The organism is Marinobacter daepoensis DSM 16072 (genome assembly GCF_000421165.1).
GTDB lineage: Bacteria > Pseudomonadota > Gammaproteobacteria > Pseudomonadales > Oleiphilaceae > Marinobacter > Marinobacter daepoensis.
The window spans coordinates 344,834-371,740 of record NZ_ATWI01000011.1 but is presented as its reverse complement, the minus strand read 5'-3'; the positions used below and the strand labels follow the sequence as shown (position 1 = coordinate 371,740).

The following is a 26,907-nucleotide window of genomic DNA, read 5'->3' as shown; positions in this document are numbered from 1 at the left end:
GCGAAGCCGATTATTCGGCCTCGCCGTTACCCAGCAACTCAATCAGGTTGCTGCGGACCTCGTCCATCAGCTGCCCGAGGTCTTCCCTGGTTTTTCCTGCCGTATCAACGGGGTTCCCCACACGGACATCTACAGGCTGCCCCAGGTTAATCTGCCAGGTTCGGGCAGGCAGCACCCGATGAATGCCCCGGATGGCTACCGGAACGATCACCGCCTGAGTTTCAAGGGCCAGGTGAAAACAGCCTTTCTTGAACGGCAAAAGCTGACCATCCGGTGAACGCGTCCCCTCAGGAGCCGCCCACAGCACAATACCACTCTCCATCATCTGCCGCGCCTTCTCCAGATCTCTGACCGCACGAGTCCGGTGCGCCCGGTCCACAGACGGAAACTCTGCAGCGCGCATGGCCTGGCCAAGCAACGGGATACGGAACAGCTCCTTTTTTGCCAGCATGCGAATAGACCCTGGAAGCGACACGAAACTGACCGGAATGTCGTAATGGCTGGCGTGAGTGCACATGATGATATACCGGCGGCCATCATTAAAATCCGGCACCTGCCCCCGGACACTCAGACTGGCACGCACCAGCCGCAACAGGGCCGCCGACCATTCGCGACAATATTTGTCGACAATCGAGCGATTCAGTTGTCCAAACAAGGCGCGCACTAAAACCAGCAGCGAGTAAAGCGCGGTAAGCCCTACAGAGCCCACCACTACGCCCGCCCGGCGCAGCAGAGTGGCTGATTCAGTAAGAGGGCTCAGATTCAGTCGCTTCATCGTTGATTACCTTATGAGCATCCCGGCCTGACATTCGGGGGCCGGATAACGTCTCCGGATTATAGCGACTTGGCCTGCCCCTGAATAATACCGCCACATTTGATCAATTATTGAACAGGCGCTATAGATAATTAGGTTGTACATGCGCAAACCCGTTTGCGCCCCGGCCCTCCGTGAACAAGATCAACGACAGGAGACCGAACATGACCAAACTCAAAAACCAACTGCAATCGCCGGGATCGGTCGCCCCTGATAATCTCTCCCGGCGACGAATTCTGATCGGCAGCGCAGGGGCCATGGCAGCTGTCAGCCTGCTGGGGTTCAGTCGGCTGGGAACCGCCGAAGAACCCAAATCCCTTCCGGATTACGCCGCCTGGAAAGAACGCAGCGCCCTGATCGTGCACAGCGCCAACACGATGGAAACCCAGCGGGGGGCCATCGGCAGTGGCGTCATTACCCCCAGTGATCGCCTGTTTGTGCGTAATAACCTGCCACCCCCACCCGCCAGCGTAACCATGGATCCCGACGCGTGGGAAATCCGGTTCGAAGGGGTGAACAACCCGAAAACAATGACAGTCGGGGAACTCAAATCGATGGGGGTCACCACCGTTGCAGCGGTACTGCAGTGTTCCGGCAATGGCCGTGCCTTCTTTCCTCACGGCGCCAGTGGCACCCAGTGGTCTGTCGGTGCGGCCGGGTGCGTCATGTGGACAGGCGTACCCCTTCGGGATGTCATCCAGGCCCTTGGAGGCGCGGTTGACGGCGCCCGCTATGTCACCGGGGCCGGAGGAGAAACCCTGCCGGACGGGCTAGACCCGGCATCCATTATGGTGGAGCGATCCATTCCCACCCGGGCGCTGGACAGCGCCATGCTCGCGTGGGCGCTCAACGATGAGCCCCTGCCACGAACCCATGGCGGCCCGCTACGACTGGTCGTGCCGGGCTACTATGGTGTCAACAATGTCAAATACGTGAAGAAAATAGCGATGACCGACAAGCAGACCGGAGCCAAGATTCAGGCCTCCGGTTATCGGGTACGGGACGTTGGCATGAAGGGCGCCCCGGACCAGCCCTCCATGTGGGAGATGAACGTGAAGTCGTGGGTGACGGCGCCACTGCAATCCAGTCAACCGGGGCGCAACCTGATTTACGGCGTTGCCTTGGGAGGTGCCGTAGGCCTGAAGGCCGTCGAGGTCTCCATCGACGGTGGCAAAACCTGGAAAACCGCCCGGTTTCTGGGGCCGGATCTGGGCCCGTATGCCTGGCGGCCGTTTGTTCTGGCAACCGATCTGCCCTCTGGAAGCTACCGGATTGTCAGTCGCGCAACCGATGTGAACGGCAACCGCCAGCCAGAAGGTCGCGTCGATAACGAGCGTGGTTATGGACACAATGGGTGGAGCGACCACGGAGTAACGGTCGCCGTTGGCTGATTCGCCGCGGGCGGCGCACGGATGCCTGCCGCCCGCACTTCATGGTGCGGGCATCATGAGAACAATGCGTCTGATCATCGTCGCCGGGGGGCTGACGTTTGCCTCCACCGTGCCTGCGGGCGACAACATGGGGCGCCAGGTTTTCACCGAACTGGCTCAGCCCTCCTGCACCTTATGCCATACCCTGGCCGATGCTGACGCTGCAGGCACCATCGGCCCGAATCTGGATGAGCTGCAACCTGACCGTGAACGGATTGTGCGGGCCGTCACCAGTGGCGTGGGCGTGATGCCTTCATTTGAGGCCTCACTGACCGCCGCTGAGATTCAGGCGGTCGCCGATTACGTTGCCTCCGTTACCCGGCAGCCCAGATAACCCAAGCAACGCCCGCCCGTTTCACTCAGCGCCATGAAACTCCATGGCAATGGAGTTCAGACAATACCGCTGTCCGGTGGGAGGAGGCCCATCGGGAAAGACATGCCCCAGATGACTGTCGCAGCGCGGGCAACGAATCTCGGTACGAGTCATACCCAGGCTGCTGTCCTCCAGATACCGGATGTGGTCAGGATCAAAAGGCTGGAAGAAGCTGGGCCAGCCCGTGCCCGAGTCAAACTTGGAGTCCGAACTGAACAGAGGCAGATCGCACAGCCGGCAATGGTAGGTGCCGGCCATTTTGTTATCCAGCAAGGTGCCACAGAACGGGCGTTCCGTCCCGTGGTCAAGCAATACCCGGCGCTCCTCAGAGGACAGTTGTCCGGCCAGGGTTTCAATCTTTTCCGGAGTTAACGGCGTCAGGTCGTAACCTGCTGCAGATACACTCATTGTTGCCTCCTCAGGCCTGGTCTGGGTCGTCGTTACGGTATTCCGATTTCAGGCGGTCTGGCCAGGTGCTGGCCAGTTTCTCCATCTTCGGCGCGGCAACCGCCATAATGTAGGGCTGCCAGGGGTTCCGGGCGGCGAAGTTCTGGTGATGCTCTTCGGCCGGGAAAAATGCTTCCAGAGGCTCCAGAGTCGTGACGATAGGGTGTTCATACACGCCGGCGGCGTCCAACTGCCGGATATACCCGCTGGCTACCGCCTTCTGATCCGGGCTTTCATAGAAAATCGCCGAGCGGTATTGAGTACCCACATCATTCCCCTGCCGGTTCAGCTGAGTCGGATCATGAGCAACGGAGAAAAACAGCTTCAACAGTTGGCCGAAGCTGACCACGGCGGGATTGTAGCGCACCTCCACCACTTCAGCATGGCCCGTCTGCCCGCTGCAGACCGCGTCATAATTGGCCGTTTCAGCCGCGCCCCCGGCATACCCCGAAGCCGCCTGGGTCACGCCATCAACGGCCAGGAAAACCGCTTCCACACACCAGAAACAACCACCGGCGATGACAAGCCGGGCATCGTTACCCTCCTCTGGCAAGTCCTGCTCCGGATCGGGAAAGCGACTCCGGGGCACACTCAGGCCGGGCAGATTACAGGCATCAGGCATGGGATACTCCATTCTCGGGACGTCATCGTGTAATTTCTGATTGTGGCGCTTCAACCACAAAAAGCCAAATCGCCCGCGGTAATTTGCACAACCCAAGGCAGCAACCATAATAAAGACAGGAGTCACCGATAAGACTCCGCTCGGCATCAGGGATATCAGAATGACCGCAAGGGTTCGCGTACCGGAAGATCAGGAGGAGTTGCTCTATTATCGCCTGAGTCTCAGGCTGGGGCCCGTGCACGCCCGGCAAAGACTGGGTATAGAACGGGAAACCGAAGCCCGGGTATTCGGTCGTGACAAGCGCTCCTTTCACCTTGAGAACCTGACCAACGCCCCGGGCCTGATACGTTTCTGCCTGAAGGCCGTCGGTCTGCTAGGCCGGGCCCAGGCCAACAGCCTCAGGCTGAATACCGTGAACAACACCTTCGTGCTGCCAGATCTTCCGGTAGCATTTGAGGGCTTTCGCATTCTTCACCTCACCGATCTCCACGTTGACATGGATGAGCAGAATCTTCAGGCGGTGATCCGTGCGATCTCGCCTCTGGATTACGATCTGTGTGTCCTGACCGGCGACTACCGGCAACGCACCTGGGGCCCGATCGACAACGCTCTGGACGGCATGGCCAGGCTTCGCGACGCCATTCACGGCGACGCCTGTGCAGTTCTTGGCAATCACGACAGTGTGCGCATGGTGCCCGCCCTGGAAGACATGGGGTATCGGCTATTAATGAACGAAATGATCCCCCTGGAGCGCGGCGAAAGCCGACTCTATCTTGCCGGAGTGGACGATGCGCATTACTACAAAGTCCACAATCTGCACCGGGCCGGTGACGACATCCCCACAGGCGGAATCAGCCTTCTTCTGAGCCACACCCCCGAGATATGGCGCGAGGCCGCCCACGCCGGCTACGACCTGTTTCTCTGTGGCCATACTCACGGGGGGCAGATCTGCCTGCCCGGCGGCATTCCTCTGACTCTGGATTCGGACTGCCCAAGAAAGCTGGGCCGGGGCCTCTGGCAGGTAAACGGCATGCAGGGATACACATCTCCCGGCGCAGGCACTTCAGTCCTGAATGTGCGCCTCAACTGCCCCCCGGAAGTGACCGTTCACACGCTCACCCGAGGGCCAGCGGGCTGACGTCAGTGAGGCTGTTTGCGAATACCCAGGCGGAAAAACAGGGGGGAAAACAACATATTCGATAACGCGAACAACAGCGCTACAGCCAGCGCTTCCCAAAGCGGCAGTTCCAGCCAGTACCAGGCCAGCGCCATGGGCAATAACGCTTCCGGAAGCTGATCAAGCCAGACCGCCCGGGCGCTGGAGGCCAGCCCCATCCGGCGTTTGATAAAGCTGCTGACCATGTCGCCCAACAACGCCAGAAAGCCGAAGAATGCGCCGAACAGCCAGCCCAACCCAGTCCAAAAGGCAAACAGCGCACAGGTGACTACCCCGGAAAACAGGCCTCGCCAGGTCTTGCTTGACCCAAGCAGAGGTCTGCCGTCCATCCACAGCCTGCCGCCATCAATCGGACAGTTACCCCGATGATGCAGCATCCTCGCCACCACCACCGGAGACCCGTTCGCCAGCACAAGCATTACATACAACTCAAGAGACAGCAGCACCCTCGCCCCCTCATTTCACAGTCGACCCGTCAGGTCAGGCCTCCCCGTGTCAGCTTCAGCGGGTCCATCAGTTCCTCAAGCCGTCGCCGGCTCAACCCGCTTCGCTCTTCGGCAACCTCGATAACCGGTCGTCCGGTACGATACGCTTCCTTGGCAATATCCGCCGCCAGCGCGTACCCGATTTCCGGATTCAACGCGGTAACCAATACAGGATTACGACCAACGCCATGGTCCAGATTGCTGGCATTCACGGTAAAGCCTTTCAAGGCCTTATCTGCCAACAAACCCGTGGCGCTGGTCAACAGATGGATCATATCCAGCAGATTGGCCCCCACCAGGGGCAGCATCACATTCAACTGAAAGTTACCGGACTGCCCGGCTATGGCAACGGCAGTGTCCAGCCCCATCACCTGAGTACAGACCATGGCGACAGATTCCGGCACAACCGGATTCACCTTGCCAGGCATAATGCTACTGCCCGGCTGCAAAGCGGGCAGACTGATTTCCGCAAGCCCATGAATCGGCCCACTGTTCATCCAACGCAAATCGTTGGCGATCTTGGTCAGCACTACCGCAACACCGCGTAACTGGGCCGACAACGCGACAGGCGCATCCACCGCGCTCTGGCCAACAAACTTGTGCTCCATGGATCGGAACGGGTAGCCCGTGTTGTTCTTCAGAAACTTCACGAATTGTCCGGCAAACTCGGAAGCCGCATTAACGCCGGTGCCGACCGCCGTCCCACCCTGGGGCAGAAAAGCCAGATCCGCCATGGCGGTCTCCAGTCGCCGCTCCGCCGCCGCGATCTGTTCACGCCAGGTTCGAAGTTCCTGCCCCAGAGTGACCGGCATGGCGTCCATCAGGTGGGTGCGTCCGGTCTTCACCTGGCTCGATAATTCGGCTTCCCGGCCGTAGATCACACCGCGCAGGTGAGACAGGGCCGGCAAAAGCTGCGTTTTCACCGACAACAACGAACTGACGTGAATCGCCGTTGGAATCACATCATTGGAACTCTGGCTCATGTTTACGTGGTCATTGGGATGCACATCACGGCCTTGCTGACGAGCCAGCGCTGCGATCACCTCATTCACATTCATGTTGGTGCTGGTGCCGGAACCCGTCTGATACCGATCGACCGGGAACTGGTCGGCAAACTCGCCGTTCAGTAGCCTCTGGCAGGCGTCGCAAACCGCATCCCGCAGCTCCGGGGCCAACAGTCCCAGCGAGGCATTGGCCTGGGCCGCGGCGCGCTTAACCTGAACCACGGAAGAAATAAACGCCGGAGGCATGGGATGCCCGCTCACCGGAAAATTGTCCACCGCTCGCTGCGTCTGAGCCCCCCAAAGCGCCTCTTTCGGCACCCGAACCTCACCAAGGCTATCTTTCTCGGTTCTGAACTCAGTCACTGCCCTCTCCTTTTAAATGGTGCTTGACGCTTCCCCCAACACGACATCAGGTGTCGTTGTTGCGGGACCTCAACCGGACATGGTCGCAGATGCCGGTCACTTGCTCAAAGTTCAGAATGAGAGTTTGAACCGTGTTGGTGTAGGTATCGTGAAGGTGAAACTTGAACCGGCTCTGTTTCTCGCCCTGAAGAAAGGCATCGTACTGCCGGACCAGCTCTCTCACATCGCCACCGGAATCCCGGGTCCAGGTCGCATTAAACGGCCCCAGCACAGCCCCTCCGGCAAGGCAGATCGTTACCTCATGATTGGTCAGATTATTCTCTTGAGTTGTCATCTCGCCTACCTCCTGATCACTAGAACTAAGTGTAGTCGTTCCCTCAAGGCAGGGGAGGCGATGATTACAGAGCGGTCAGAACGATGATGAGGCGACCAGACTGGTTAACAAAGCCCGGAGCCGGTTTGGCTTGACCGGTTTGTTGAGTACGGGCAGATACTGGGCCCGGAGCAATGCCCGGGTCTCGTCACTTCGGTCGGCGGTGATAATCGCACTGGGCAGATCCATCCCCAGATACTTGCGCACACCGTGAATGGCATCAAACCCGGTCTGGCCATGGTCCAGGTGGTAATCCGCCAGCACCGCCTGCGGTGTCAGCTGTTCTTCCTTCAGGGTGGCCAGCGCATGTTCACGACTGTATGCCGCCACAACACGGCAGCCCCAGCGTTCGAGCAGCATCTGCATGCTCTCAAGCACCGCCGGTTCGTTATCGATCACCAGCACCACAGCCCCCCCAAACCCTTTGTCCAGTGACTCAGGCATTGAGGGGCGAGCAAATGCCTGAAACGTGGGGACGGAAGCTCTGGGCAACACCAGGCGAAAGCGTGATCCCCGCCCCGGCCGAGAGGCTACTTCGATCCGGTAACCAAGAACCCGAACCATGCGTTCAACAATGGCCAGCCCCAGCCCAACCCCTTGCCGTCCCCCGCTCCCCTCAGGCAGGATCTGATGAAACTCAGTGAATATGTCGTCCAGCTTGGCCGAATCGATACCCACACCGGTATCCCACACTTCGAGGCGAACCTCGTTCTCCCAGACACGCACCGCCAGCATCACTCCCCCCGTCCGGGTGTAACGGAAGGCATTACTCATGAGATTTCGGAGGATGCGGGTCAGCATGCGCTGATCCGTGTGCACCATGGCAGGCGCTGACCGGACCCGAAATGCCAGGCCGGCGTTTACCGCCACGGCCTCAAATTCCGCCCCAAGCCCCCGAGCCATCTCATCAATATCGGTGTAGATCAGATCCGGCTTCATCGCCTGCTGATCGAGTTTGGAGATGTCGAGGAGGTCGGCAAGCAGGTCCTCTGCCCCTTCCAGAGCCCGGTGCGCCTGCCGGACCATTCGGCTTTCCTGGTCTGGCAACTCACTGTCCTGAAGGGCAGAAATCATCAGGCGGGCGGCATTCAGCGGCTGGAGTAAATCGTGGCTGGCGGCCGCCAGATATTTATCCTTGCTCCGGTTTGCCTCTTTCGCGGCGTCCACTGCCACCACCAGTTCCTGCTCAACCTTTTCACGCTCTTCAATCTGGTACCGAAGATCAACATTAGCGTTCTGCAGGGCTTCCGTGCGCTCTTCCACCCGTTGTTCCAGCTCCGCGTTCAGTTGCTCCAGCTTCTCCCGGGCCTGAACCCGATCCGTAATATCGGCAACAAACGCCTCCACCACCTCTGGCCCCAGATCAGGCCGGCGGAGCATGGTCACTGCCACATGCACCGGGGTTTGATCGGCACGACGAAAGCGGGTTTCACGCGCACTGAGACTGCCATAATCCAGCAGCTCCTGGCGGATAACATCAAACTCAGCGGCACTGAAAAACAACTGTTCCCGAAGCCGGATCAGCCGTTGCTGAAGCTGTTCCGGGGTCTGGTAACCGCAAATACGGGCCATGGCCGGATTGCAGGCCAACAGGCCACCACGAAGGTTCGCCTGGAAAATACCGTGCAACGCGTTCTCAAACAGCCATTTGTAGCGGTTTCGTTCCTGTTCCAGTTCGTCGATTCGTTCCTGCAACGCCGGGTAATAATTCTTGCGGACCGACTGGCTCCCAAGGCCGAGGAGATCGCCAATCCCGTACCCGCTGTCAGAAGGCTTCTTCATACACCACCTGAACATCCCGAAGCGACGACTTCCTTGGGTTGGTCAGTATGCAGGGGTCCTTCAATGCATAACCGGAAAGGTGAGGAATGTCGGACGTCGTAACCCCCAGCTCCTTGAGCCGTGCTTCCAGCCCGACCGTTTTCTTGAGGGTAATGATCCGCGCCATAAGGTGTTTCTTGACCTGAAGATTGGTCATCCCCCGGGTGTCGATGTCCATGGCCTCGGCCACGCGCCGGAACCGGTCCTCCGCGAACGGGAAGTTGTAGGCAACGACGTGCTCCAGCAACAGAGCATTGCAAAGTCCGTGGGGCAGATCCAGAAAACCACCCAGACTGTGAGACATGGCATGGACGGCTCCGAGAATGGCGTTGGAGAACGCCAGACCAGCCTGCATGGAAGCCAGCATGATCTGCTCACGCAGCCGGGGGTCTGATGGGTTCGCGACCAGAGGCTCAAGGTTTCGGTTGATCAGGCGAATCGCTTCCAGAGCATGGGTATCCGTTAACGGTCCGCACCCGGTAGAAACAAAAGCCTCAATGGCATGCACCAGAGCATCCACGCCCGTGCAAGCCGTCAGGTATGACCCCATCGTTTCTGTAACTTCCGGGTCAATCAGCGAGACATCCGGCACCACGGCTTTGCTGATGATCGAAAACTTGAACCGCCGATTCGGGTCGGAAATGATGGCAAACTGGGAAACATCCGCCGATGTTCCGGCGGTGGTGGGGATCAGGATCATGGGCGGTGGCGGATTGACAATGGTATCCACCCCCTCGAATTCCAGAATGCTACGCCCGTGAGTGGCCACAATCCCGATCCCTTTGGCGCAGTCCATGGGGCTGCCTCCGCCAATGGCAACAATCACGTCACACTCGTTGGCCTGATACTGATCAGCCCCCGCCATAACCTCATCCACCTTCGGGTTCGGGGAAATGGCAGTAAAGGTCGTGCACTCGAGGCCCGCGCCTCTCAGCAACCCTTCAATTTCGCCAACCCAGCCCGCGGCTTCAACGCCAGGGTCTGAAACCAGAAACACATGCCGGGCACCCAAATTACTGGCAAAGTTGGCCACCGAACGGCGAGAACCGGCCCCGAACACGATTTCCGGGGAGACAAACTTTCGCAATGAAGAAATGTCGTAACTCATGAGGGGCCTGGCACATCAGATTGTTGTTATAGGAGTAACTGACATACTACCCCAACTTGCCGAACGCTTCATCGACCTTTTGGCTAACCTCCGTCACCCTGAGGCCAGGCGATGATAAAAACGCCAGAGTGACTCAAGAACCAGCGTCTGATGCTCCAGCGAGCGGAAACCGTGCCCTTCCTCATCAAACCACACCAGTTCCGCAGACTGACCCGCTCGCTTCATGGCATCGACCATGGTTCGGGTCTGCTGCGGGACTACCACCGGATCCTGCCCTCCCTGAAAGAACAACCCGGGGCACGAAATACTGCTCGCAAGGCGCGCGGGTGTCCGTGAGTGCCAATAACGCCCTTCCGGGCCTGGCGGCCCCAACAGCCAGTCCAGATACCCCGATTCGAAACGATGAGTCGCAGCCTTCAGTCGCAGCGGGTCAGTCACCCCAAACAAGCTGGCCAACCCCCGTATCCGGTGATCCGTCCGGGTTGCCGCCATCAACGCGGTATACCCGCCGGAGCTCCGCCCCTGAATAAACACACGATGCGGATCAATCAGCCCCTTTGCCGCAAACGCCTCTTTCATACGCATCATGTCAGCCACATCGGCCCGCCCCCACTGGCCAGCCAGCGCCTGACGGAAAGCCCGGCCAAAACCGGTACTGCCGGTGTAGTTCACCTCTGCAACCGCAAAGCCCCGCTGACACCAGAACTGGGTCTGGGCATTGAAAGTGGCGTAGGCTGCAGAGGTGGGCCCCCCGTGCGCCACGAGGATAAGCGGCGGGGCCTTACGGGATTGTTCCGGGTGGTACAGGAACGCTTGCAGCCCATGCGGGTGGTGGTCGTCTGGCGGCAGTACCAACGATTCCGGCCAGACGCAGGGGGCGCCCGACAGCGGTGATGGCGCGGCCGCCAGCGCGCCCGCCCGCCCGGTCGCCAGATCAATCCGGAGGACGCTGTCCCCCTGATCCGGCCCGCGGGCAATACAAACCAGTTCGTTGTCCCGTACCACCAGGTGACGAAAATCACTGCAGGTCCCGGCGACCCTCAGGTGCCGCCCGAGACGTTCGAGCCACAACTGCCCCCAGCCCTGGACATAACGTACGCGGGCCCAGCCGCCATCCGGCAACGGACAAGCATGCCGCTCCGCCAGTTGCCAGGGTGCATTGGCATGATCGGCACTCTCAGCCTGCTCCGGCTGCCAGCGTAAAACCCCTTGATCCGGCACAACCCGGACGGGCTGCCACCAGCCCCGGTGATCCGACAGCGCCCAAAGCTGCTCGCAGACAAACTGTGGCTGCTGCACCGAGCCGCCCCCTGGCGGGGCCCCGGTCATTCGCCCGATCAGTTCCCCCGCATTGTTGAACCGGGCACAACACAGCTGAGACTGGTCCCACGGCATGTGAGGCAATTGCCAGGTGACCCAGGCCACCTGATCGTTCCGGCTGATGACCGGAGCCCCATAGAAATCAAAGCGGTCATCAAGGACCGCAACGTCACCCTGGCAGCCAACGGCCACCAGGGCCTGGTGCCCCTGAGTTTCACGAACCGCCAGCCAGCGCCGGCGGCGGGGGTCTGCAACGACCCCTCCCCAGGCCACCCCGGGAACGTCCACCAGGCACGTTCTCCGCCCCTGAGTCAGGTCCATCATCCACAGGCTCTGATCATCAGCAACCCAGCAGATAAGCCCCGGCATGACCGCATAAGACCCGCCACCGTACCCATTCAGTCGACTGCGCACACTGGCGCCGGTATTCAGCTGCCGCGTACCCGCCGCATCCGACTGCCACAGACCCACGTTCCCCGTTTCTGGCTCGGAGGCCAGCCAGAAGACCGCGCGACCACAGGCCTGGAGTTCTGAAAATTGCCGGGCCTGAAGGCAGGCGTCCCTGGCCGAGAGCGGCTCAGCTACGGCAGATAACACGAGAGTTCCGGGCGTTGCGAAAGATCAGTTCCTCAAGGCCCGTGGTCGCGTGGTCGGCCGCCGTCCGGGCTGCCAGAATCCGGTCATGGTGAGGCGACTTCCCACAAACCGGGTCAGCATTGTCCGCGTTGCCGGTCAGCAGATAGGCCTGACAGCGGCAGCCGCCAAAGTCTTTGCCCTTCTCGTCGCAGGACCGACAGGGTTCAGGCATCCACTGATCGCCCCGGTAGTGGTTGAACCCTGGGCTTCGGTACCAGATGTCTTCCAGCGACTGCTCCGTCACATTCGGGAAGTCAATCGGTAACAGTCGGGCACTGTGGCATGGCAGCGCGGTGCCATCCGGCGCAACGGTGAGAAACAGACTCCCCCATCCGTTCATGCACGCCTTCGGGCGCTCTTCGTAATAATCCGGCGTCACAAAAATAACTTTCATCGGGTGCTCACGGCTGAGCAAATCAGACCGGTACCGGTTTACCGTGGCTTCGGCCTCAACAAGCTGCGCCTTTGAGGGCATCAGCCCTTCCCGGTTGGCAAACGCCCAACCGTAATACTGGCAGGTAGCCAGCTCGACATAATCCGCTCCGAGGTTTTCACACAGAGCCAGAATGTCCGCCATCTGATGAATGTTGTGGCGGTGGATTACGAAATTGAGCACCATCGGATAACCCGCGTCTTTCACGGCCCGGGCCATAGCGAGTTTCTGATCAAACGCCTTCCGGGAACCGGCTACCGCGTTGTTCAGCTCGGGGTCTGAAGCCTGAAAGCTGACCTGGATGTGATCCAGTCCAGCGTCCGCGAACGCCTGAACCTTGGCTTCGGTCAACCCCAGCCCGGACGTAATCAGGTTGGTGTAGTAACCCAGCTCCCGGGCACCGGCGATCAGCTCTGGCAGGTCTGTGCGCACCAACGGTTCACCGCCGGAGAAGCCAAGCTGGGCGGCCCCCATGGCACGTCCCTGACGGAGGACATCGAGCCATTGCTCAGTTGACAGTTCCCGGTCCTGATCCGCGTAATCCAGCGGGTTGGAGCAGTAAGGGCACTGAAGCGGGCAGCGATACGTGAGTTCGGCCAACAGCCACAGGGGTGGGCCAACCCCATCCTGTGCGCCGTTCATGGCCATTCAATCCAGTGTTGACGGGTGGCCTCAGTCAGGAATTCGTCGACATCGCCGGCCAGGGAACCGGCCTCCGGGAACTGCCGCTCCAGGGACTCAATGATCTCTGCCCGGCTCCGGGCCCCGTTGACTTCCGCCAGAATGGCCCCTGCGCTGCCATTCAGCCGGACCATCCCTTCCGGATAGAGCAGAACGTGGCTCTGCTGGGCGGGCTCCCACTGAAAACGGAAGCCTCGACGCAATCGTGGAATGTTCGACATCTCGGTCTCCTCACACCCCACGGTGCCATACCTGCTGGTCTGTAACCGTGTGGTACGGCGGGGTGTTGTGCACATAAGCCATGGTCATGGCATCCAGCATGCTCCACAGGATGTCCAGTTTGAACTGTAGTATCTCAAAAGCCCTCTGTTGCTGGGCTGTTGAGGTAAAGTGATCAAGGGTAATGTCCAGACCATGCTCAACATCCCGGCGGGCCTCAGACAAGCGCTTGCGGAAATAGCGATACCCTTCAGCTTCAATCCAGGGGTAGTGGTCCGGCCAGCTGTCCAGCCGGGACTGGTGAATCTCCGGGGCAAACAGTTCCGTCAGAGACGAGCAGGCAGCCTCCTGCCAGGACACCCGGCGGGCAAAATTGAGATAGGCATCAACCGCAAAGCGCACACCGGGCAGCACGTGACGCTGGTCAATCACTTCCTCCCGGCTAAGCCCGACCGCCTCGGCCAGCAACAGCCAGGCTTCGATTCCACCGGCGTCATCGTCATGGCCGTCATGATCCAGAATACGCTGAAGCCATAACCGACGAACCGTCGCATCCGGGCAGTTGGCCATGATCGCGGCGTCTTTCTGCGGGATATTGATCTGATAGTAATAGCGATTGGCCACCCAGCCACGAATTTGCTGCGGTGAGCAAGCGCCGCTGTACATGGCACGATGGAACGGGTGATGGATATGGTAATAGGCGCCTTTCGCACGCAGCGCCTTTTCGAAGTCGTCCCGGTTCAGGGGCAGATTGGCTTTGGCGTTCATGACCGTTCTCACAGATGAATGTGCATGCCATCCCACGACACTTCTATACCGTGCTCAGCCAGCTCGGCGCGCTCCGGCGAATCTTCGTCGAGGATCGGGTTCGTGTTGTTGATATGAATGAGAATCTTGCGGGCCGCTGGCAGCGTATCCAGCAGCTCGATCATGCCTCCCTGGCCGGCCTGGGCCAGATGCCCCATCTGCTGCCCGGTTTTGGTTCCGACTTCCTGACGAATCATTTCATCGTCGTGCCAGACGGTGCCATCCACCAACAGCACATCGGCTTTGGCCATCCAGGCCTTGATACGCTCATCCGGTTGCCCCAACCCCGGCGCGTAAAGCAGAGTCTGGTTGCTGGCAGCATCCCGAATAAAGATCCCGATGTTATCGCCAGGATGCGGCTGATCACGGCGCGGTGAATATGGCGGCGCATTACTCAGAAGCGGAATCGCCGTGAATTCCAGCGAGGGGGCACTTGGTATCCGGAACGCGTGCGCTTCGTCAGGCTCAATGGCACACCAGTTCAGCCCTCCGTTCCAGTGCCGGAGCATATCAAACAGCGGGAAACCGGTACTCAGATCCCCATGCACCTGAGGCGTACACCAGACATCCAGTGGTAACCCCTCCCGAAGGGACAACAGCCCCGTAGTGTGATCCACCTGACTGTCCATCAGGACAATGGCTGAGATGCCGGTATCCCGGAGCGCCCGGGCGGGCTGTAGGGCTGGAAAATCCATCAGTTGGGAGCGGATGTCAGGCGAAGCGTTGAACAACACCCAGCGCTCGCCATCATCACTGACCGCGATGGACGACTGGGTGCGGGCACGGGCATTCAGCGTGCCCATACGAAAGCCGGAACAGTTGCGGCAATTGCAGTTCCACTGCGGAAAACCACCGCCTGCACCCGACCCCAGAATACGAATCTGCATGGGGACCTCCGGAACAGAAAACAAACAGCCAGCCCGGAGGCTGGCTGTTCAGTGTTCAGCGATTTGCGAAGTACATAGTGACTTCAAAACCGATGCGCAGGTCTTCATAAGCTGGTTTGGTCCACATGATGCTCACCTCTTGTCATGATTGTTAGTGCTTGGCATTTATGGGCACCGCAGGCAACGGCCCACGATGACTTTTATGCTAATCACAGCGGCAGCGCCCCCATATGGTACTTTGGAACCGTTTTTGGCCGCCTGAAAGTAGCAGGCCTTTGGCCCGGAGGTTGAATTGAGCGAAGGCCGCTGCTCTCTAACATGAGAAAGATACAATAATAAAGTCAGGAGACGTCTCATGCTTCGGCGCCTGTTGTTCATGGTTTTGCTGGCATGGCCGCTGTCTGGTTACAGCTCAGAACTGCCCGATGAAACCCGGGAAGTCATCCAGGCACTGTTTCCATCCGCGACCGTCATTGAAAACAAACTGCCCGATCTTCCGGTGTATCCGGTGTACCAGTTGCAGGAACTGCTGGGCTACGCCTACCTCTCCACCGACTTCACCCGACTGCCGGGGTTTGCCGGCAAACCGATCACTATGATGATCGGGCTGGACACCAAAGGCCGGTTCACCGGCGTCAAGGTGCTGCATCACCATGAGCCCGTGTTTCTGCATGGACTGGGCGAAGAACCTCTGACGGAGTTTGTGGCCCAGTACGAAGGGCGATCCCTGACCGAACAGATCATTGTTCAGGCTTCCAGTCGATCAGCCCGGAATGCTACCGACAACCAGGTGTATTTTGACGGCGTCAGCAAGGCAACCGTCTCGGTGCTGATCATCAACGACACCGTGCTGTCGTCTGCCCTTCAGGTCGCCCGAAACAAACTTGCCGGTTTCGCCCAGGCCGCTCCCACCAAAGCCAGACAGGACTTCTATGAGCCTCTGAGCTGGCAACAGCTACTCGACAGAGGCTACCTTCTGAAAGCCCGGCTGTCGGCTGCTGACGTTGAGGACAAACTCGGGCGCCCGCTTTCCGACTACCCCGTAGATCTCGAGCCGCTGCCAGGCGAACCGTTCACCGAGATCTATTTCGCCTACATGAACGCCCCCATGGTCGGGCGGAATCTGCTTGGCGACCAACGCTACCAGGCCTTCATGGAGCGTCTGAATGGCCGTGGAAAAGTAATGATGCTGATGTCCCGGGGGACATTCCCCCACGTAAGCGCGGACTTTGTGCCCGGCAGCACACCCAGCCGGATCGGGCTCCACCAGGGCCAGCTTGCCATTGAAATGCGGGATCTGAACTGGCTTGAGCCCGGGCAAGCCATCGCCGCCTCCGGGGCCCCGCCCCTCGAGATCATGAACCTGTTTCGGGTCGGCGGAAATGCCGGACTCAACCCCGGGTCAGAATCCACGTTTCACCTGGATATTTCTCTCCCCAGGAACCACCTTGTGACCGACAACGCCCGATTCACCGTCCCTGTGCGCTTCTCAGACGACCTGTTCGAGGCGGTGGAGGTACAGCCCGGACACCAGAGTAACAGAGAGCCGATGTGGGTGGGGCTATGGAAGGAACGGTGGTGGCAAATCGGCGTTCTGGTCGCAAGCCTGACGCTACTCACGATTGTCTTTGCCCGACAGAAAACGCTCACCCGCCACCCGAAACTGGTTCATCGATTCCGTTGGGGGTTTCTGCTGTTCACGCTGTTTTTCATCGGCTTTTATGCCCAGGGACAGCTGTCTGTGGTGAACATCTACACCCTGTTCCTGGCCCTCTGGGATGACTTTTCGCTAAACGTGTTTCTGCTGGACCCGGTCATTTTCATCCTCTGGTGCTACACCTTTGTCACCTTGTTTATCTGGGGGCGAGGGCTGTTTTGCGGCTGGCTCTGCCCGTTCGGAGCACTTCAGGAAATGACCTCCTGGCTTGGCCAGCGGCTGGGACTACGCCAGGTTAAGGTTCCGGAGCGCTGGCACCGTCGGCTCATCCTGCTGAAGTACCCGATACTGGCCGGGTTGGTGGCAACCGCTTTCTACTCCCTGACCCTGGCTGAACAACTGGCCGAAGTGGAGCCGTTCAAAACCAGCATTACTCTGTATTTTGTACGTTACTGGCCCTTCGTTATCTATGCCCTCGGCCTGCTAGCCATTGGCCTGTTCATTCACAAGTTTTACTGTCGTTATCTGTGTCCTCTCGGAGCAGGGCTGGCCATTCTTGGGCGTTTCCGCCTGTTTAGCTGGCTAGAGAGGGTCAAACGATGCGGGCAGCCATGCCAGCATTGCAAGAATGAGTGCGGCATCAATGCCATCCGCAAGGATGGCCGGGTGGATTACGACGAGTGTATCCAGTGCCTGGAGTGTGTGGTCATTCTCCGCGACCAGAACCAGTGTGTGGACGCCATTGTTCAAAATAAGCAACGGCAGAAACAGACCCGGATTCTGGCCACGGACGCAGCCGGGGCATGAAGCCCCGGCGCTCATCGGCCCAGCGAATAGAACTCAGGGTTTGCCCGCATGCTGGTGGCATTCGCCATACGATTGGACAAGCCAAAAAATGCCGTGATACCCACGATATCCCAGGCATCTTCATCGGTAAATCCGTGGGCGTGCAATCGCGCGTAGTCGTCATCACTCACCGCGTACGCAGATTGTGAGACTTTCACGGCGAAATCCAGCATGGCTTTCTGCCGATCTGTAATATCCGCTTTCCGGTAGTTCACAGCCACCTGATCGGCAATCAGCGGGTTCTTCTCCCGAATCCGCAGAATCGCTCCGTGGGCCACCACACAATACTGGCATTGATTCAGGTTGCTGGTGGCCACCACAATCATTTCGCGCTCGCCCTTGGAGAGCCCGCTGTCTTTTTCCATCAACGCGTCGTGATACGCAAAGAAGGCCCGGAACTCATCCGGGCGATGAGCCAGAGCCAGGAACACATTCGGGATGAACCCCGATTTCTCCTGCACCCTCAGTATCCGATCCCGGATATCCTCAGGCAATGCATTCAGGTCTGGCACCGGGAACCGGCTTATGGGCTGCTCTTTCAATTCTGACATACAGCGTCCTCTGTCTTATTGTTGGTTGGTAAACACCGGCATCAACCGGCGACCGGAATAACGATGCGCCCCCGAAGCTTGCCATCCATCAACTGACCGGCGGCCTCAATGGCGTCCTCAAACGCTACCTCAGTGATCATGCTATCCAGCAAATCGGGCGAGAGATCCTCAGACAACCGCTTCCAGGCGTAAAGACGATCCGCCTTGGGCGCCATCACACTGTCCACACCGCACAGGGTTACACCTCTCAGAATGAATGGGGCAACCGTGGCCGGGAAATCCATGCCGGCCGCAAGGCCACAGGCGGCGACAACGCCTCCATACTTCATCCCGGCACAGACGTTCGCCAGCACCTGACCTCCGGCAACATCAATGGCGCCCGCCCAGGTCTCACGGGCTAAGGGTTTACCCGGCCCGCTCAGCTCAGCACGGTCCAGAATCTGCCTGGCGCCGAGCGACTTCAGGTAGGCCGCTTCTTCCGACCGCCCCGTCACCGCTGTGACGGAATAACCCAGCTTGGCCAGAATCGCGATCGCAACACTACCCACACCACCCGTTGCCCCGGTGACCAGAATGTCACCGGAATCCGGCGTTACTCCGTGTTTCTCCAGAGCGATCACGCACAACATCGCGGTGTATCCCGCCGTGCCAATGGCCATGGCCTGGCGAGGGGTGAACGGCGCCTGAAGGGGAATCAGCCAGTCCCCCGACAACCGGGCCTTCTGAGCCAGCCCTCCCCAGTGCTTCTCTCCGACGCCCCAACCGTTCAGCACCACCTGATCCCCGGCACTGAAGGCCGGATTGGTGGACTCTGTGACCGTCCCCGACAGATCAATGCCCGGAACCATGGGGTAGGATTTGGCAATCGGCGCCCGGCCGGTAATGGCCAGGGCATCCTTATAGTTCAACGTGCTGTAGGCCACCTCAACCGTTACATCACCTTCTGGCAACTGAGCTTCATCGACCGATGCCAGGGAAACCTGCTGATCCCCCCGGCTGCCTTCCATCAGAATAGCTTTGAACATAAACCCTCCGGTCATCCGTCTACATGAATTGAACTGCTTGCATCAGGCGCGCACGAGCGCCATGAAACCTTGGGCGAACTGGCCCAGTGGCCGAGAGGACTGCTCCAGTTTTGCCCTAAGTACCGCACCTTCCCAGCCGATCCAGAAGAACCGGGCCTGCAGTTGAGTCTCTGCGTGAGCCGGGATCTCTCCCGCCTGCCGCGCCTCATCCAGCACCCGGGCAACCCGGGTTTCCCAGTCCACAAACGTCTCACGCAGCAGCACCCGAAAACTCTCAGGCAACGCGCTCATCTCCTGCCCCAGATTGCCAATCAGGCAACCACGCCGATACCCATACTTCTCCATTCCGGCTTTCGCGCCTTCAACGAATGCGTCGATGCGCGCCAGAGGGCTCAGAGAGGCATCCGAAAAGGAGCGCTCCAGCTTGCGAGCAAAGAAACGCCCATAAGCCTCGATCAGGTCACGACCAAACGCTTCTTTGTTCTCAAAGTAATGGTAGAAGGACCCCTTTGGCACACCGGCACGGCGCAGAATTTCATCCAGCCCGGTATAGCAATAGCCTTTCTCCGTCAGCACGGCCAGGCCCGCGTCAATCAGAGCCTGACGCGTGTCCTGGTATCCGGCGCCCTGATGCTTCGGAGGGCGACCGCGTTTGCGTTTTACCGTTTTTTCGTCCATCACCTCGCCCTATTTAGACCAGTCGTCTACAAAAACATAAAGCAACTTTAGACCACTCGTCTAGAAAAAACAAACAGGCACAAAAAAAGGCCCTGGGAGGGGCCTAAGGAGAGTGGTAGAACATCCCGCGCTCCGTGAGGAGCAACCCGGCAAGTACCGGGCTCAACAGATGCACGGTCCCTGTGCGGTCACACGAAAAGGGGCTCGTGTGGGGAGCCCCCGACGCTTGCAGATCAGAAGAATCCGAGCGGGTTGGTGTCGTAGCTCACCAGCAGGTTCTTGGTTTGCTGGTAGTGATCCAGAGCCATCTTGTGGGTTTCACGCCCCACACCCGAACGCTTATAACCACCAAACGCGGCGTGAGCCGGGTAGGCGTGATAGCAGTTCATCCAGACCCGACCGGCCTGGATCGCCCGGCCCATGCGATACGCACGGTTGGTATCCCGCGTCCAGACGCCAGCGCCCAGACCAAATTCCGTATCATTGGCGATGGCCAGCGCTTCTTCTTCGGTTTTAAAAGTGGTCACACCCACCACTGGCCCGAAGATTTCCTCCTGGAAGACGCGCATTTTGTTATCGCCTTTGAACAGGGTCGGCTGGATGTAGAAACCGTTGTTGAACTCGTCATCCAGGTGTTCCCGGTCACCGCCGGCCAGAACAACCGCACCTTCCTGCTTGCCAATTTCCATGTACGACATGATCTTGTCGAACTGTTCCTTCGATGCCTGAGCGCCAACCTGAACTTCGGTATCCAGCGGGTTACCGCGCTTGATGGCCTTGGTGCGCTCGACCACCTTCTGCATGAACGCTTCAAACATGTCTTCCTGAACCAGTGCACGGGACGGACAGGTGCAGACCTCGCCCTGGTTGAAGAAGGCCAGAACCAGACCTTCAACGCACTTGTCGATGAATTCCGGCTCGGCTTTCATGACATCGGAGAAGTAGATGTTCGGCGACTTGCCTCCCAGCTCAACGGTGGACGGAATGATGTTCTCAGCCGCACATTTCAGGATGTGAGAACCCACCGGAGTCGATCCGGTGAAGGCAATCTTCGCGATGCGTTTGCTGGTCGCCAGCGCCTGACCGGCCTCAATGCCATACCCGTTAACAATATTGAGAACACCCGGCGGCAGAAGATCACCGATGATCTCCATCAGCACCAGAATGCTGGCCGGCGTCTGCTCCGCAGGCTTGAGCACAGTACAGTTACCGGCAGCCAGACAGGGGCCCAGTTTCCAGGCGGCCATCAGCAGCGGGAAGTTCCAGGGAATAATCTGACCAACGACACCCAGCGGCTCATGGAAGTGATAGGCCACGGTGTTGTGGTCAATTTCACCCATATGACCTTCCTGGGCCCGGATACAGCCAGCAAAGTAGCGGAAGTGGTCTGCCGCCAGCGGGATGTCCGCATTCAGGGTTTCACGAACCGCCTTGCCGTTATCCCAGGTCTCGGCCACAGCCAGTTTTTCCAGGTTGGCTTCAATGCGGTCGGCAATTTTCAGGAGGATGTTAGAGCGCTCGGTGGGGGAGGTCTTGCCCCATGCCGGTGCGGCCTTGTGTGCAGCGTCCAGTGCCAGTTCAATGTCTTCCGCCGTCGAACGGGGAATCTCACAAAAAGCCTCGCCGGTGACAGGCGTGATGTTCTCGAAATACTGGCCCTTAACCGGTGCTACCCATTCGCCGCCAATGTAATTTTCGTAGCGGGATTTGAAAGAAACAACGGAACCTTCCTTTCCTGGTTGTGCGTAGATCATGACATTGACCTCATTGTTGTGTTTGTCGCTTGCCAACGCGGCCTTTCGCGTTTACCTATTCAATGTAGTCGTCAAACCAGGATTGGTGAATGATCCCATGGGGGTGAAAAACTCATCCCTTGGTAGTAAATGGCGGGGCGATCATGACGGGGGAATGACAAGAGGGGGGCACGGGGCTCCGCAACGAGCCCCGCGTCAGTCTGAAGCAGGTTATCCAGTGCTCAGACGTTCCTGAGATCCTTACGAAGAATCTTGCCCACATTGGACTTGGGCAGCTCATCCAGAACCCGAATTTCCTTGGGTACTTTGTAACTGGCCAGACTCTGACGGCAGTGACGGATCAGCGCCTCCTCATCAATGTCCGCACCAGCCACCGGGGCCACAAACAACCGGATGCGTTCTCCGGTTTTTTCATCAGGTACACCAACGCAGGCCGCTTCGCTGACCGACGGTAACTCGGTAGCCACGGCCTCCACTTCATTGGGATACACGTTAAAGCCCGACACGAGAATCATGTCTTTCTTACGGTCAACAATCTCGAACTGCCCGTCCGGGTGCATAACGGCCACATCGCCGGTCTTGAAGAATCCGTCGCGGGTGAACGTGGCTTCACTTTCCTGTACCCGGTTCCAGTATCCTTTCATTACCTGCGGCCCACGGGCGCACAATTCCCCTGGCGTTCCGACCGGGACTTCCTGCTCGTTCTCATCAATCACCCTGACTTCGGTTGACGGCACCGGGTAGCCCACGGTTCCGCTGAAACTTTCCTGCCCCATCAGGTTCAGGGTCAGAATCGGCGCCGTTTCCGACAGGCCAAAACCTTCGACAATATGAGCGCCGGTGCGCGCCTTCCAGGCTTCAGAGGTACTCGGGAAAATCTTGGAGCCACCGCCAAAGGCGACTTTATAGCGGGACAGATCAATGTCCTTGAACAGCGGATGCTTGGTCATTCCCGCGTATAAGGTATTCACGCCACCAATCACCGAGAACCCGGAATCCTTGATGGCGCCCAGGTAGGCATCCATATCCCGGGGGTTGGGAATCAGGATGGATTTTGAGCCAATGGCTGCATACGCAACGTAAATCATCAGGCCGAAAATGTGATACATCGGCAGAGCGAGCACCACCACTTCATCTCCGGGTGCGTTGGCCGCCGGTATGAAGCTGCGGAACTGCAACGTATTGGCAATCAGGTTTCGATGGGTCAGCGTGGCACCTTTGGACGGGCCCGTTGTGCCACCGGTGTACTGAAGAAACAGAACATCGTCTCCGGACAGAGGTACGTTTTCAGGCTGTTTTCCGGCGTACTGTTCAAGCAGGTCCGCCAGCGGGGTATGCTGGCCGAGCTCAGCCGAAATATCTCCTCCCGGAATGGCAAGCCCTGCACCGTCGCCCGGATTAACAGTGATGACTTGGGCAATTGACGTATTGTCACGGATAGCGGCCAGCGAGGGCGCTGATCCGGAGTAAATGAGGATGGTCTCTGCGCCCGAATCGTTGAGCTGATGCTCCAGTTCCCTCGGCGTATACAGAGGGTTCACGTTAACCTGAATGGCCCCGGTTTTCAGCACCGCCAGCAGGGCGATGGGATACGCGAAAATATTGGGCAGCATCACTGCAATGCGGTCACCCTTTCTTACGCCATACTGGCTTTGTAACGCACATGCCAAAGCGTCAGACTCTTTGTCCAGCTCCCGGTAGGTCAGGGATTTTCCAAAACACTCCAACGCCACATGTCCGGGAAACTTCTGTACAGCATCCTCAAACAGGCCAAGAACAGACGGGTAGGCATCTGCGTTAATGGTGTGGGGTACATCACTGGGGTAGGAATCAAGCCAGGGTTTCATGTTTATTCCTGTAGGGTTTTATAAGTTGTTATGCCAATGGCCGGTGACGGCCATTTTGAATCCTCGCGCACCCCACAACCACAAACCTGATAGAAGGCGCCCAAAACTTGATAATTTGCGACAATAAAGACCAGAGACAATGAATAACTTTGCACCTGACGCCAGACCTTGATTACTTGCGCCAACCCAGACAGACTGGGCGCATAACAACACCAAGCACCAGACCGAGAACATGAACGGAACCAACCTTTCCAGAGCCTCCACCCTGACGAAGCTCGACGAATTCTGTAGCAGATATCAACTGGACTACCGGGAGGCGCTGGCCCAGGCGGGCCTGCCTCAGGATACACTGACGCAGCCGGACAACCTGATTCCCTACTCCCGGATGGCCCAGCTTCTGGAGATCTGTGCCCGGGAATCCGGCAACCCCCTGTTCGGACTGGAGTACGGTGCCTTTCAGGGTACCGCTGTCTTCGGAAGACTCCTTTATCTGTTCAAAAACGCCAATACGGTGGGCGGTTCGCTGAGCGAGCTCACCCACTACTACCACCTGCATTCCAGCGCGGCCGAGGTCGCCACCTCTGTGGAAGAGGGCATGGCCGTTCTCACCTATGAGCCGGCCCTGGAGGATGGCGTCCCCAGCCGTCAGATCGTTGAACTGGCAATCGGGGTTGGCAAGTCACTCATGAAAATGCTGATGGGGTCGTGCTGGAAACCTTCCGGCGTTCACTTCAGGCATGGTGCCGGCAGCCCCGCTCATACCTATGCCCGGATCCTCGGCGTAACTCCCCAGTTCAACAGCACAAGCAATGGCTGGGTATTCGACGCCCAGTTGCTGAACCTGCCCCTGAGCGATTCCGACCCTGAGCTGCACGCACTCATACGGGAACATCTGGAAAAGATGGACGCACTCACCGTACGAGAGCTGCCGGATTATGTCCGGCGCCTGATGCGGAGCTTCCTGCCCAATGGCCAGGCCACCATTGAGCTCATCGCCGACTACATGATGCTCAGCCCTCGATCACTTCAGCGATACCTTGCACAGGAAAACACCTCCTTCCAGAAACTTTTGAATGAAACCCGCCAGAGTATGGCCGAGCGTTACCTGAAGGAGTCAACCATCAGTCTGACCCAGCTGTCTGGCATTCTGGGCTACTCGGATCTCGCCGCATTTTCACGGGCCTTCCAGCGGTGGTATGGGGCAAGTCCACGCCAATGGCGCAAAGAACGCGGCATTGCCGCTCGCCCGAGACTGCTGCCCCCACGCAGAAGGACGCCCGCCTGGCTGACCTGACCCGGCAAGATCCATTAATCCAGTGTGCGGATATACGCTTCCAGCGCCTCCGGTGAAGACAACGTAATCCGCCCGTAATCCAGGGTAACGAACCCCATCGTTTCAAGTTCCCTGATGCGGGCATGCACACCCTGCCGGGTCATTCCCATCATGTTGGCAAGCTGCTCACGCGTGAGCCGGATGGTCACCGCCCCACCAGAATGAGCCCCCTGAATATCCGCCAGAAACAAAAGCCGTCGGCCAATGCGCGCCACCACCCCCCGCAGCGCATCGTCTTCGATAATGGACATGGCCGACCAGAGCCGTCGGCTGACCAGATCCAGAGCCCGCGGATAACTCTCCGGGTATTTCGCCATCAACTGGCGGAACCCCTCACCGGGCAACTCCAGAATGACCACCTCCTCATGGGCCGTGACACCGAACACACGAGGCATTCCGGGAGAAAAGACCGTATCGCCAAACCAGGACCCGGCATTGAAGATGATCAAGGTGGCCTCTCGCCCCGCCGCGTTCACCGATGTGATACGTACCGTGCCACTGGCAATCACACAGAGCGTGGATTGCATTGAGCCCCGGTCATAGATCGGATCTCCGGCCCGGAATCGCCGGATTCTGGTCATCGCGGCCACCTCCCGGAAGGCCGCTTCCGGGAACCCCTCCAACAACAGACAGGACCTCATCACCGCCCGAACATCGGGTATCGACATTGATCACCTCGGGAACTCAAAGACAATGGAACACCACTAAATGTAAACGATTTGACAGTCTGTTGGCCATTGATCGTCCTAGACTCGGAACCGATCCATTCCAACAACAATCGGATTCCCCGAGGTTATGAGCATGTCTGCACCATTGAACATTCCGTCGAAGCAATCTCAGGTCAGTGCGCAAGAGTGGCAACTCCGCGTTGACCTTGCGGCCGCCTACCGTCTGATCGCAATGTACGGATGGGATGACCTGATCTTCACCCATATTTCAGTTCGCATTCCCGGCCCGGAACATCACTTTCTGATTAACCCTTACGGCATGATGTTCGATGAGATCACGGCCTCCAGCCTGGTTCGGATTGACCAGCACGGAAACAAACTCAATCCCGATGACTTTGATGTAAACCCCGCCGGCTTCACCATTCACAGCGCCGTGCATTCCGTTCGGGAAGACGCCGCCTGCGTCATGCATACCCACACCACCGAAGGTGTCGCGGTCTCAACCCAGAAGCACGGTCTGCTGCCGCTGTCCCAGCAGAGCCTGTTCCCGCTGTCGAACCTTGCCTACCATGATTACGAGGGCGTGGCCCTGCGCGAAGATGAAAAAGCCCGTCTGCAGGCAGACCTTGGCACCAACAACTTCATGATTCTGCGGAATCACGGCTTGCTGACCACCGGCACCAGCGTCGCTGAGGCGTTTCTGGGCATGTACATCCTGCAAAGAGCCTGTGAAATCCAGCTTCAGGCCATGGCTTCAGGAGATACCCTTGTCCACATTCCGGATGACATCCTGAGCACCATTCAGGCCCAGGCCAAACAGGTAACCAAAGGGATGGGGGGGCAACTGGCCTGGCCCGGCCTGCTGCGAAAACTCGACCGCACAGACCCGGGCTTCCGGAACTGATCAGGAGAACAATCATGAACCAGAGCACCATGCCCAAAGCACAGTTTCATCACATGAAAGACGGCACCGCCGAGGACTGGCACCTCATCGCCAAACAGTTCGGTGAGTTTGCCCGGGAACTGCCAGACCGCATTCTGGATCACCTGCGCCTTCTGGACGGTGACTTCGGCGGTTTTCCCGTTGACAGACTGACCCATTGCCTGCAAACCGCCACACTGGCGCACCGGGATGGCAAAGACGACGAGTATGTGGTCTGCGCCCTGCTCCACGACATCGGGGACACGCTCGGCAGCTACAATCACGCCGATGTGGCCGCGGTTTTGCTGGAGCCGTTTGTCAGCGAAGCCAATCACTGGATGATCAAGCACCATGCGATTTTCCAGGGCTATTACTTTTTTCACTACCTCGGTATGGACCGCGATAAGCGCAATCACTACCGGGATCATCCCCATTTCAAACGTACCGTCGAGTTCGTCAGCAAGTACGACTCGCCAGCGTTCGATCCGGATGCAGAGACGCTGCCTCTGGATTACTTTGAGCCCATGGTCCGGAAGGTGTTTGCCAAGCCGGTCCGGTCGCTCTATAAAGATGCCGAGTCAGCCATGGAGTAACCTCAGGCCCGGCAGGCAAAAAAAAGGTCGCCC

The 26,907-nt window shown here is 58.7% G+C and carries 27 protein-coding genes; 7 read left to right on the top strand and 20 right to left on the bottom strand.

The window, feature by feature from the left end:
* Positions 1–10 precede the first annotated feature (10 nt).
* Positions 11–775 (bottom strand): lysophospholipid acyltransferase family protein, encoded by a 765-nt coding sequence (locus tag K325_RS0113655; RefSeq protein ID WP_029654836.1) that lies wholly within the window; start codon positions 773–775, stop codon positions 11–13.
* Positions 776–978: 203 nt separating this feature from the next.
* Between K325_RS0113655 and sorT the strand changes: the two genes are divergently transcribed.
* Together sorT and sorU are read left to right on the top strand one after the other, a co-directional pair.
* On the top strand, positions 979–2,205 hold the full coding sequence (gene sorT / locus K325_RS0113650) for a SorT family sulfite dehydrogenase catalytic subunit (protein WP_051146650.1): 1,227 nt from the start codon (positions 979–981) through the stop codon (positions 2,203–2,205).
* A gap of 55 nt (positions 2,206–2,260) precedes the next feature.
* The gene (gene sorU / locus K325_RS0113645) at positions 2,261–2,578 is read left to right on the top strand and encodes a SorU family sulfite dehydrogenase c-type cytochrome subunit (RefSeq protein ID WP_029654833.1); all 318 of its coding nucleotides are present in this window, start codon (positions 2,261–2,263) and stop codon (positions 2,576–2,578) included.
* 21 nt (positions 2,579–2,599) lie between these two features.
* On the opposite strand, the gene msrB is transcribed toward sorU, so the two are convergent.
* Both msrB and msrA read right to left on the bottom strand, forming a co-directional pair.
* On the bottom strand, positions 2,600–3,025 hold the full coding sequence (msrB, locus tag K325_RS0113640) for a peptide-methionine (R)-S-oxide reductase MsrB (protein ID WP_029654832.1): 426 nt from the start codon (positions 3,023–3,025) through the stop codon (positions 2,600–2,602).
* A gap of 10 nt (positions 3,026–3,035) precedes the next feature.
* Positions 3,036–3,686: a peptide-methionine (S)-S-oxide reductase MsrA gene (msrA, locus tag K325_RS0113635; protein WP_029654831.1), complete on the bottom strand. Its 651-nt coding sequence runs from the start codon at positions 3,684–3,686 to the stop codon at positions 3,036–3,038.
* Between the two features lie 160 nt (positions 3,687–3,846).
* Here msrA and K325_RS0113630 point away from each other — a divergent pair, with 160 nt between their 5' ends.
* Complete coding sequence (locus tag K325_RS0113630; RefSeq protein ID WP_029654830.1) at positions 3,847–4,824, top strand: metallophosphoesterase; 978 nt, start codon at positions 3,847–3,849, stop codon at positions 4,822–4,824.
* A 2-nt stretch (positions 4,825–4,826) separates the two neighbouring features.
* On the opposite strand, the gene K325_RS0113625 is transcribed toward K325_RS0113630, so the two are convergent.
* The 11 genes from K325_RS0113625 to pqqA all read right to left on the bottom strand — a co-directional run bounded on the left by K325_RS0113625 (position 4,827) and on the right by pqqA (position 15,127).
* Positions 4,827–5,309, bottom strand: coding sequence for a CDP-archaeol synthase (locus K325_RS0113625; protein ID WP_029654829.1), 483 nt, complete (start codon positions 5,307–5,309; stop codon positions 4,827–4,829).
* A 29-nt stretch (positions 5,310–5,338) separates the two neighbouring features.
* Positions 5,339–6,715: a class II fumarate hydratase gene (locus K325_RS0113620; RefSeq protein ID WP_029654828.1), complete on the bottom strand. Its 1,377-nt coding sequence runs from the start codon at positions 6,713–6,715 to the stop codon at positions 5,339–5,341.
* A gap of 46 nt (positions 6,716–6,761) precedes the next feature.
* Positions 6,762–7,049, bottom strand: coding sequence for a hypothetical protein (locus K325_RS0113615; protein ID WP_029654827.1), 288 nt, complete (start codon positions 7,047–7,049; stop codon positions 6,762–6,764).
* Between the two features lie 75 nt (positions 7,050–7,124).
* Positions 7,125–8,870 carry a PAS domain-containing hybrid sensor histidine kinase/response regulator gene (locus tag K325_RS0113610; RefSeq protein ID WP_029654826.1) on the bottom strand — a complete coding sequence of 582 codons (1,746 nt, stop codon included), beginning with the start codon at positions 8,868–8,870 and terminating at the stop codon, positions 7,125–7,127.
* Positions 8,854–10,017, bottom strand: coding sequence for an alcohol dehydrogenase-like regulatory protein ErcA (ercA, locus tag K325_RS0113605; protein WP_029654825.1), 1,164 nt, complete (start codon positions 10,015–10,017; stop codon positions 8,854–8,856). Before ercA ends, K325_RS0113610 begins: the two co-directional genes overlap by 17 nt.
* A gap of 93 nt (positions 10,018–10,110) precedes the next feature.
* Positions 10,111–11,934 carry an alpha/beta hydrolase family protein gene (locus K325_RS0113600; protein WP_084694238.1) on the bottom strand — a complete coding sequence of 608 codons (1,824 nt, stop codon included), beginning with the start codon at positions 11,932–11,934 and terminating at the stop codon, positions 10,111–10,113.
* A complete protein-coding gene (gene pqqE, locus K325_RS0113595) occupies positions 11,915–13,054 on the bottom strand; it encodes a pyrroloquinoline quinone biosynthesis protein PqqE (RefSeq protein ID WP_029654823.1) in 1,140 nt (379 codons plus the stop codon). The genes K325_RS0113600 and pqqE overlap by 20 nt, the downstream gene beginning before the upstream one ends.
* Positions 13,045–13,308 carry a pyrroloquinoline quinone biosynthesis peptide chaperone PqqD gene (pqqD, locus tag K325_RS0113590; RefSeq protein WP_029654822.1) on the bottom strand — a complete coding sequence of 88 codons (264 nt, stop codon included), beginning with the start codon at positions 13,306–13,308 and terminating at the stop codon, positions 13,045–13,047. Before pqqD ends, pqqE begins: the two co-directional genes overlap by 10 nt.
* A gap of 10 nt (positions 13,309–13,318) precedes the next feature.
* Positions 13,319–14,074 (bottom strand): pyrroloquinoline-quinone synthase PqqC, encoded by a 756-nt coding sequence (gene pqqC / locus K325_RS0113585; RefSeq protein ID WP_029654821.1) that lies wholly within the window; start codon positions 14,072–14,074, stop codon positions 13,319–13,321.
* An 8-nt stretch (positions 14,075–14,082) separates the two neighbouring features.
* Positions 14,083–15,000, bottom strand: coding sequence for a pyrroloquinoline quinone biosynthesis protein PqqB (gene pqqB / locus K325_RS0113580; RefSeq protein WP_029654820.1), 918 nt, complete (start codon positions 14,998–15,000; stop codon positions 14,083–14,085).
* Between the two features lie 55 nt (positions 15,001–15,055).
* Positions 15,056–15,127 carry a pyrroloquinoline quinone precursor peptide PqqA gene (pqqA, locus tag K325_RS18410; protein WP_007153157.1) on the bottom strand — a complete coding sequence of 24 codons (72 nt, stop codon included), beginning with the start codon at positions 15,125–15,127 and terminating at the stop codon, positions 15,056–15,058.
* A 228-nt stretch (positions 15,128–15,355) separates the two neighbouring features.
* On the opposite strand from pqqA, the gene K325_RS0113575 reads away from it, so the two are divergent.
* Positions 15,356–17,464, top strand: a complete 2,109-nt coding sequence (locus tag K325_RS0113575; RefSeq protein WP_029654819.1) for a NosR/NirI family protein — start codon at positions 15,356–15,358, stop codon at positions 17,462–17,464.
* A gap of 11 nt (positions 17,465–17,475) precedes the next feature.
* On the opposite strand, the gene K325_RS0113570 is transcribed toward K325_RS0113575, so the two are convergent.
* From K325_RS0113570 to K325_RS0113550, 5 genes are all read right to left on the bottom strand, one after another.
* Positions 17,476–18,054 (bottom strand): peroxidase-related enzyme, encoded by a 579-nt coding sequence (locus tag K325_RS0113570; RefSeq protein WP_029654818.1) that lies wholly within the window; start codon positions 18,052–18,054, stop codon positions 17,476–17,478.
* A 41-nt stretch (positions 18,055–18,095) separates the two neighbouring features.
* Positions 18,096–19,079, bottom strand: coding sequence for an acrylyl-CoA reductase (NADPH) (acuI, locus tag K325_RS0113565; protein WP_029654817.1), 984 nt, complete (start codon positions 19,077–19,079; stop codon positions 18,096–18,098).
* Between the two features lie 42 nt (positions 19,080–19,121).
* The gene (gene acuR / locus K325_RS0113560; RefSeq protein WP_029654816.1) at positions 19,122–19,757 is read right to left on the bottom strand and encodes an acrylate utilization transcriptional regulator AcuR; all 636 of its coding nucleotides are present in this window, start codon (positions 19,755–19,757) and stop codon (positions 19,122–19,124) included.
* 233 nt (positions 19,758–19,990) lie between these two features.
* Entirely contained in the window at positions 19,991–21,511 is a 1,521-nt protein-coding gene (exaC, locus tag K325_RS0113555; RefSeq protein WP_029654815.1) for an acetaldehyde dehydrogenase ExaC, read from the bottom strand.
* 221 nt (positions 21,512–21,732) lie between these two features.
* The gene (locus K325_RS0113550) at positions 21,733–23,358 is read right to left on the bottom strand and encodes an AMP-binding protein (RefSeq protein WP_029654814.1); all 1,626 of its coding nucleotides are present in this window, start codon (positions 23,356–23,358) and stop codon (positions 21,733–21,735) included.
* Between the two features lie 232 nt (positions 23,359–23,590).
* Here K325_RS0113550 and K325_RS0113545 point away from each other — a divergent pair, with 232 nt between their 5' ends.
* Positions 23,591–24,652, top strand: coding sequence for an AraC family transcriptional regulator (locus tag K325_RS0113545; protein WP_029654813.1), 1,062 nt, complete (start codon positions 23,591–23,593; stop codon positions 24,650–24,652).
* 14 nt (positions 24,653–24,666) lie between these two features.
* On the opposite strand, the gene K325_RS0113540 is transcribed toward K325_RS0113545, so the two are convergent.
* On the bottom strand, positions 24,667–25,359 hold the full coding sequence (locus K325_RS0113540; RefSeq protein WP_036193556.1) for a Crp/Fnr family transcriptional regulator: 693 nt from the start codon (positions 25,357–25,359) through the stop codon (positions 24,667–24,669).
* Between the two features lie 133 nt (positions 25,360–25,492).
* Here K325_RS0113540 and K325_RS0113535 point away from each other — a divergent pair, with 133 nt between their 5' ends.
* Both K325_RS0113535 and K325_RS0113530 read left to right on the top strand, forming a co-directional pair.
* On the top strand, positions 25,493–26,263 hold the full coding sequence (locus tag K325_RS0113535) for a class II aldolase/adducin family protein (protein ID WP_156836597.1): 771 nt from the start codon (positions 25,493–25,495) through the stop codon (positions 26,261–26,263).
* A 14-nt stretch (positions 26,264–26,277) separates the two neighbouring features.
* Positions 26,278–26,874, top strand: a complete 597-nt coding sequence (locus K325_RS0113530; RefSeq protein WP_029654810.1) for an HD domain-containing protein — start codon at positions 26,278–26,280, stop codon at positions 26,872–26,874.
* Positions 26,875–26,907 lie beyond the last annotated feature (33 nt).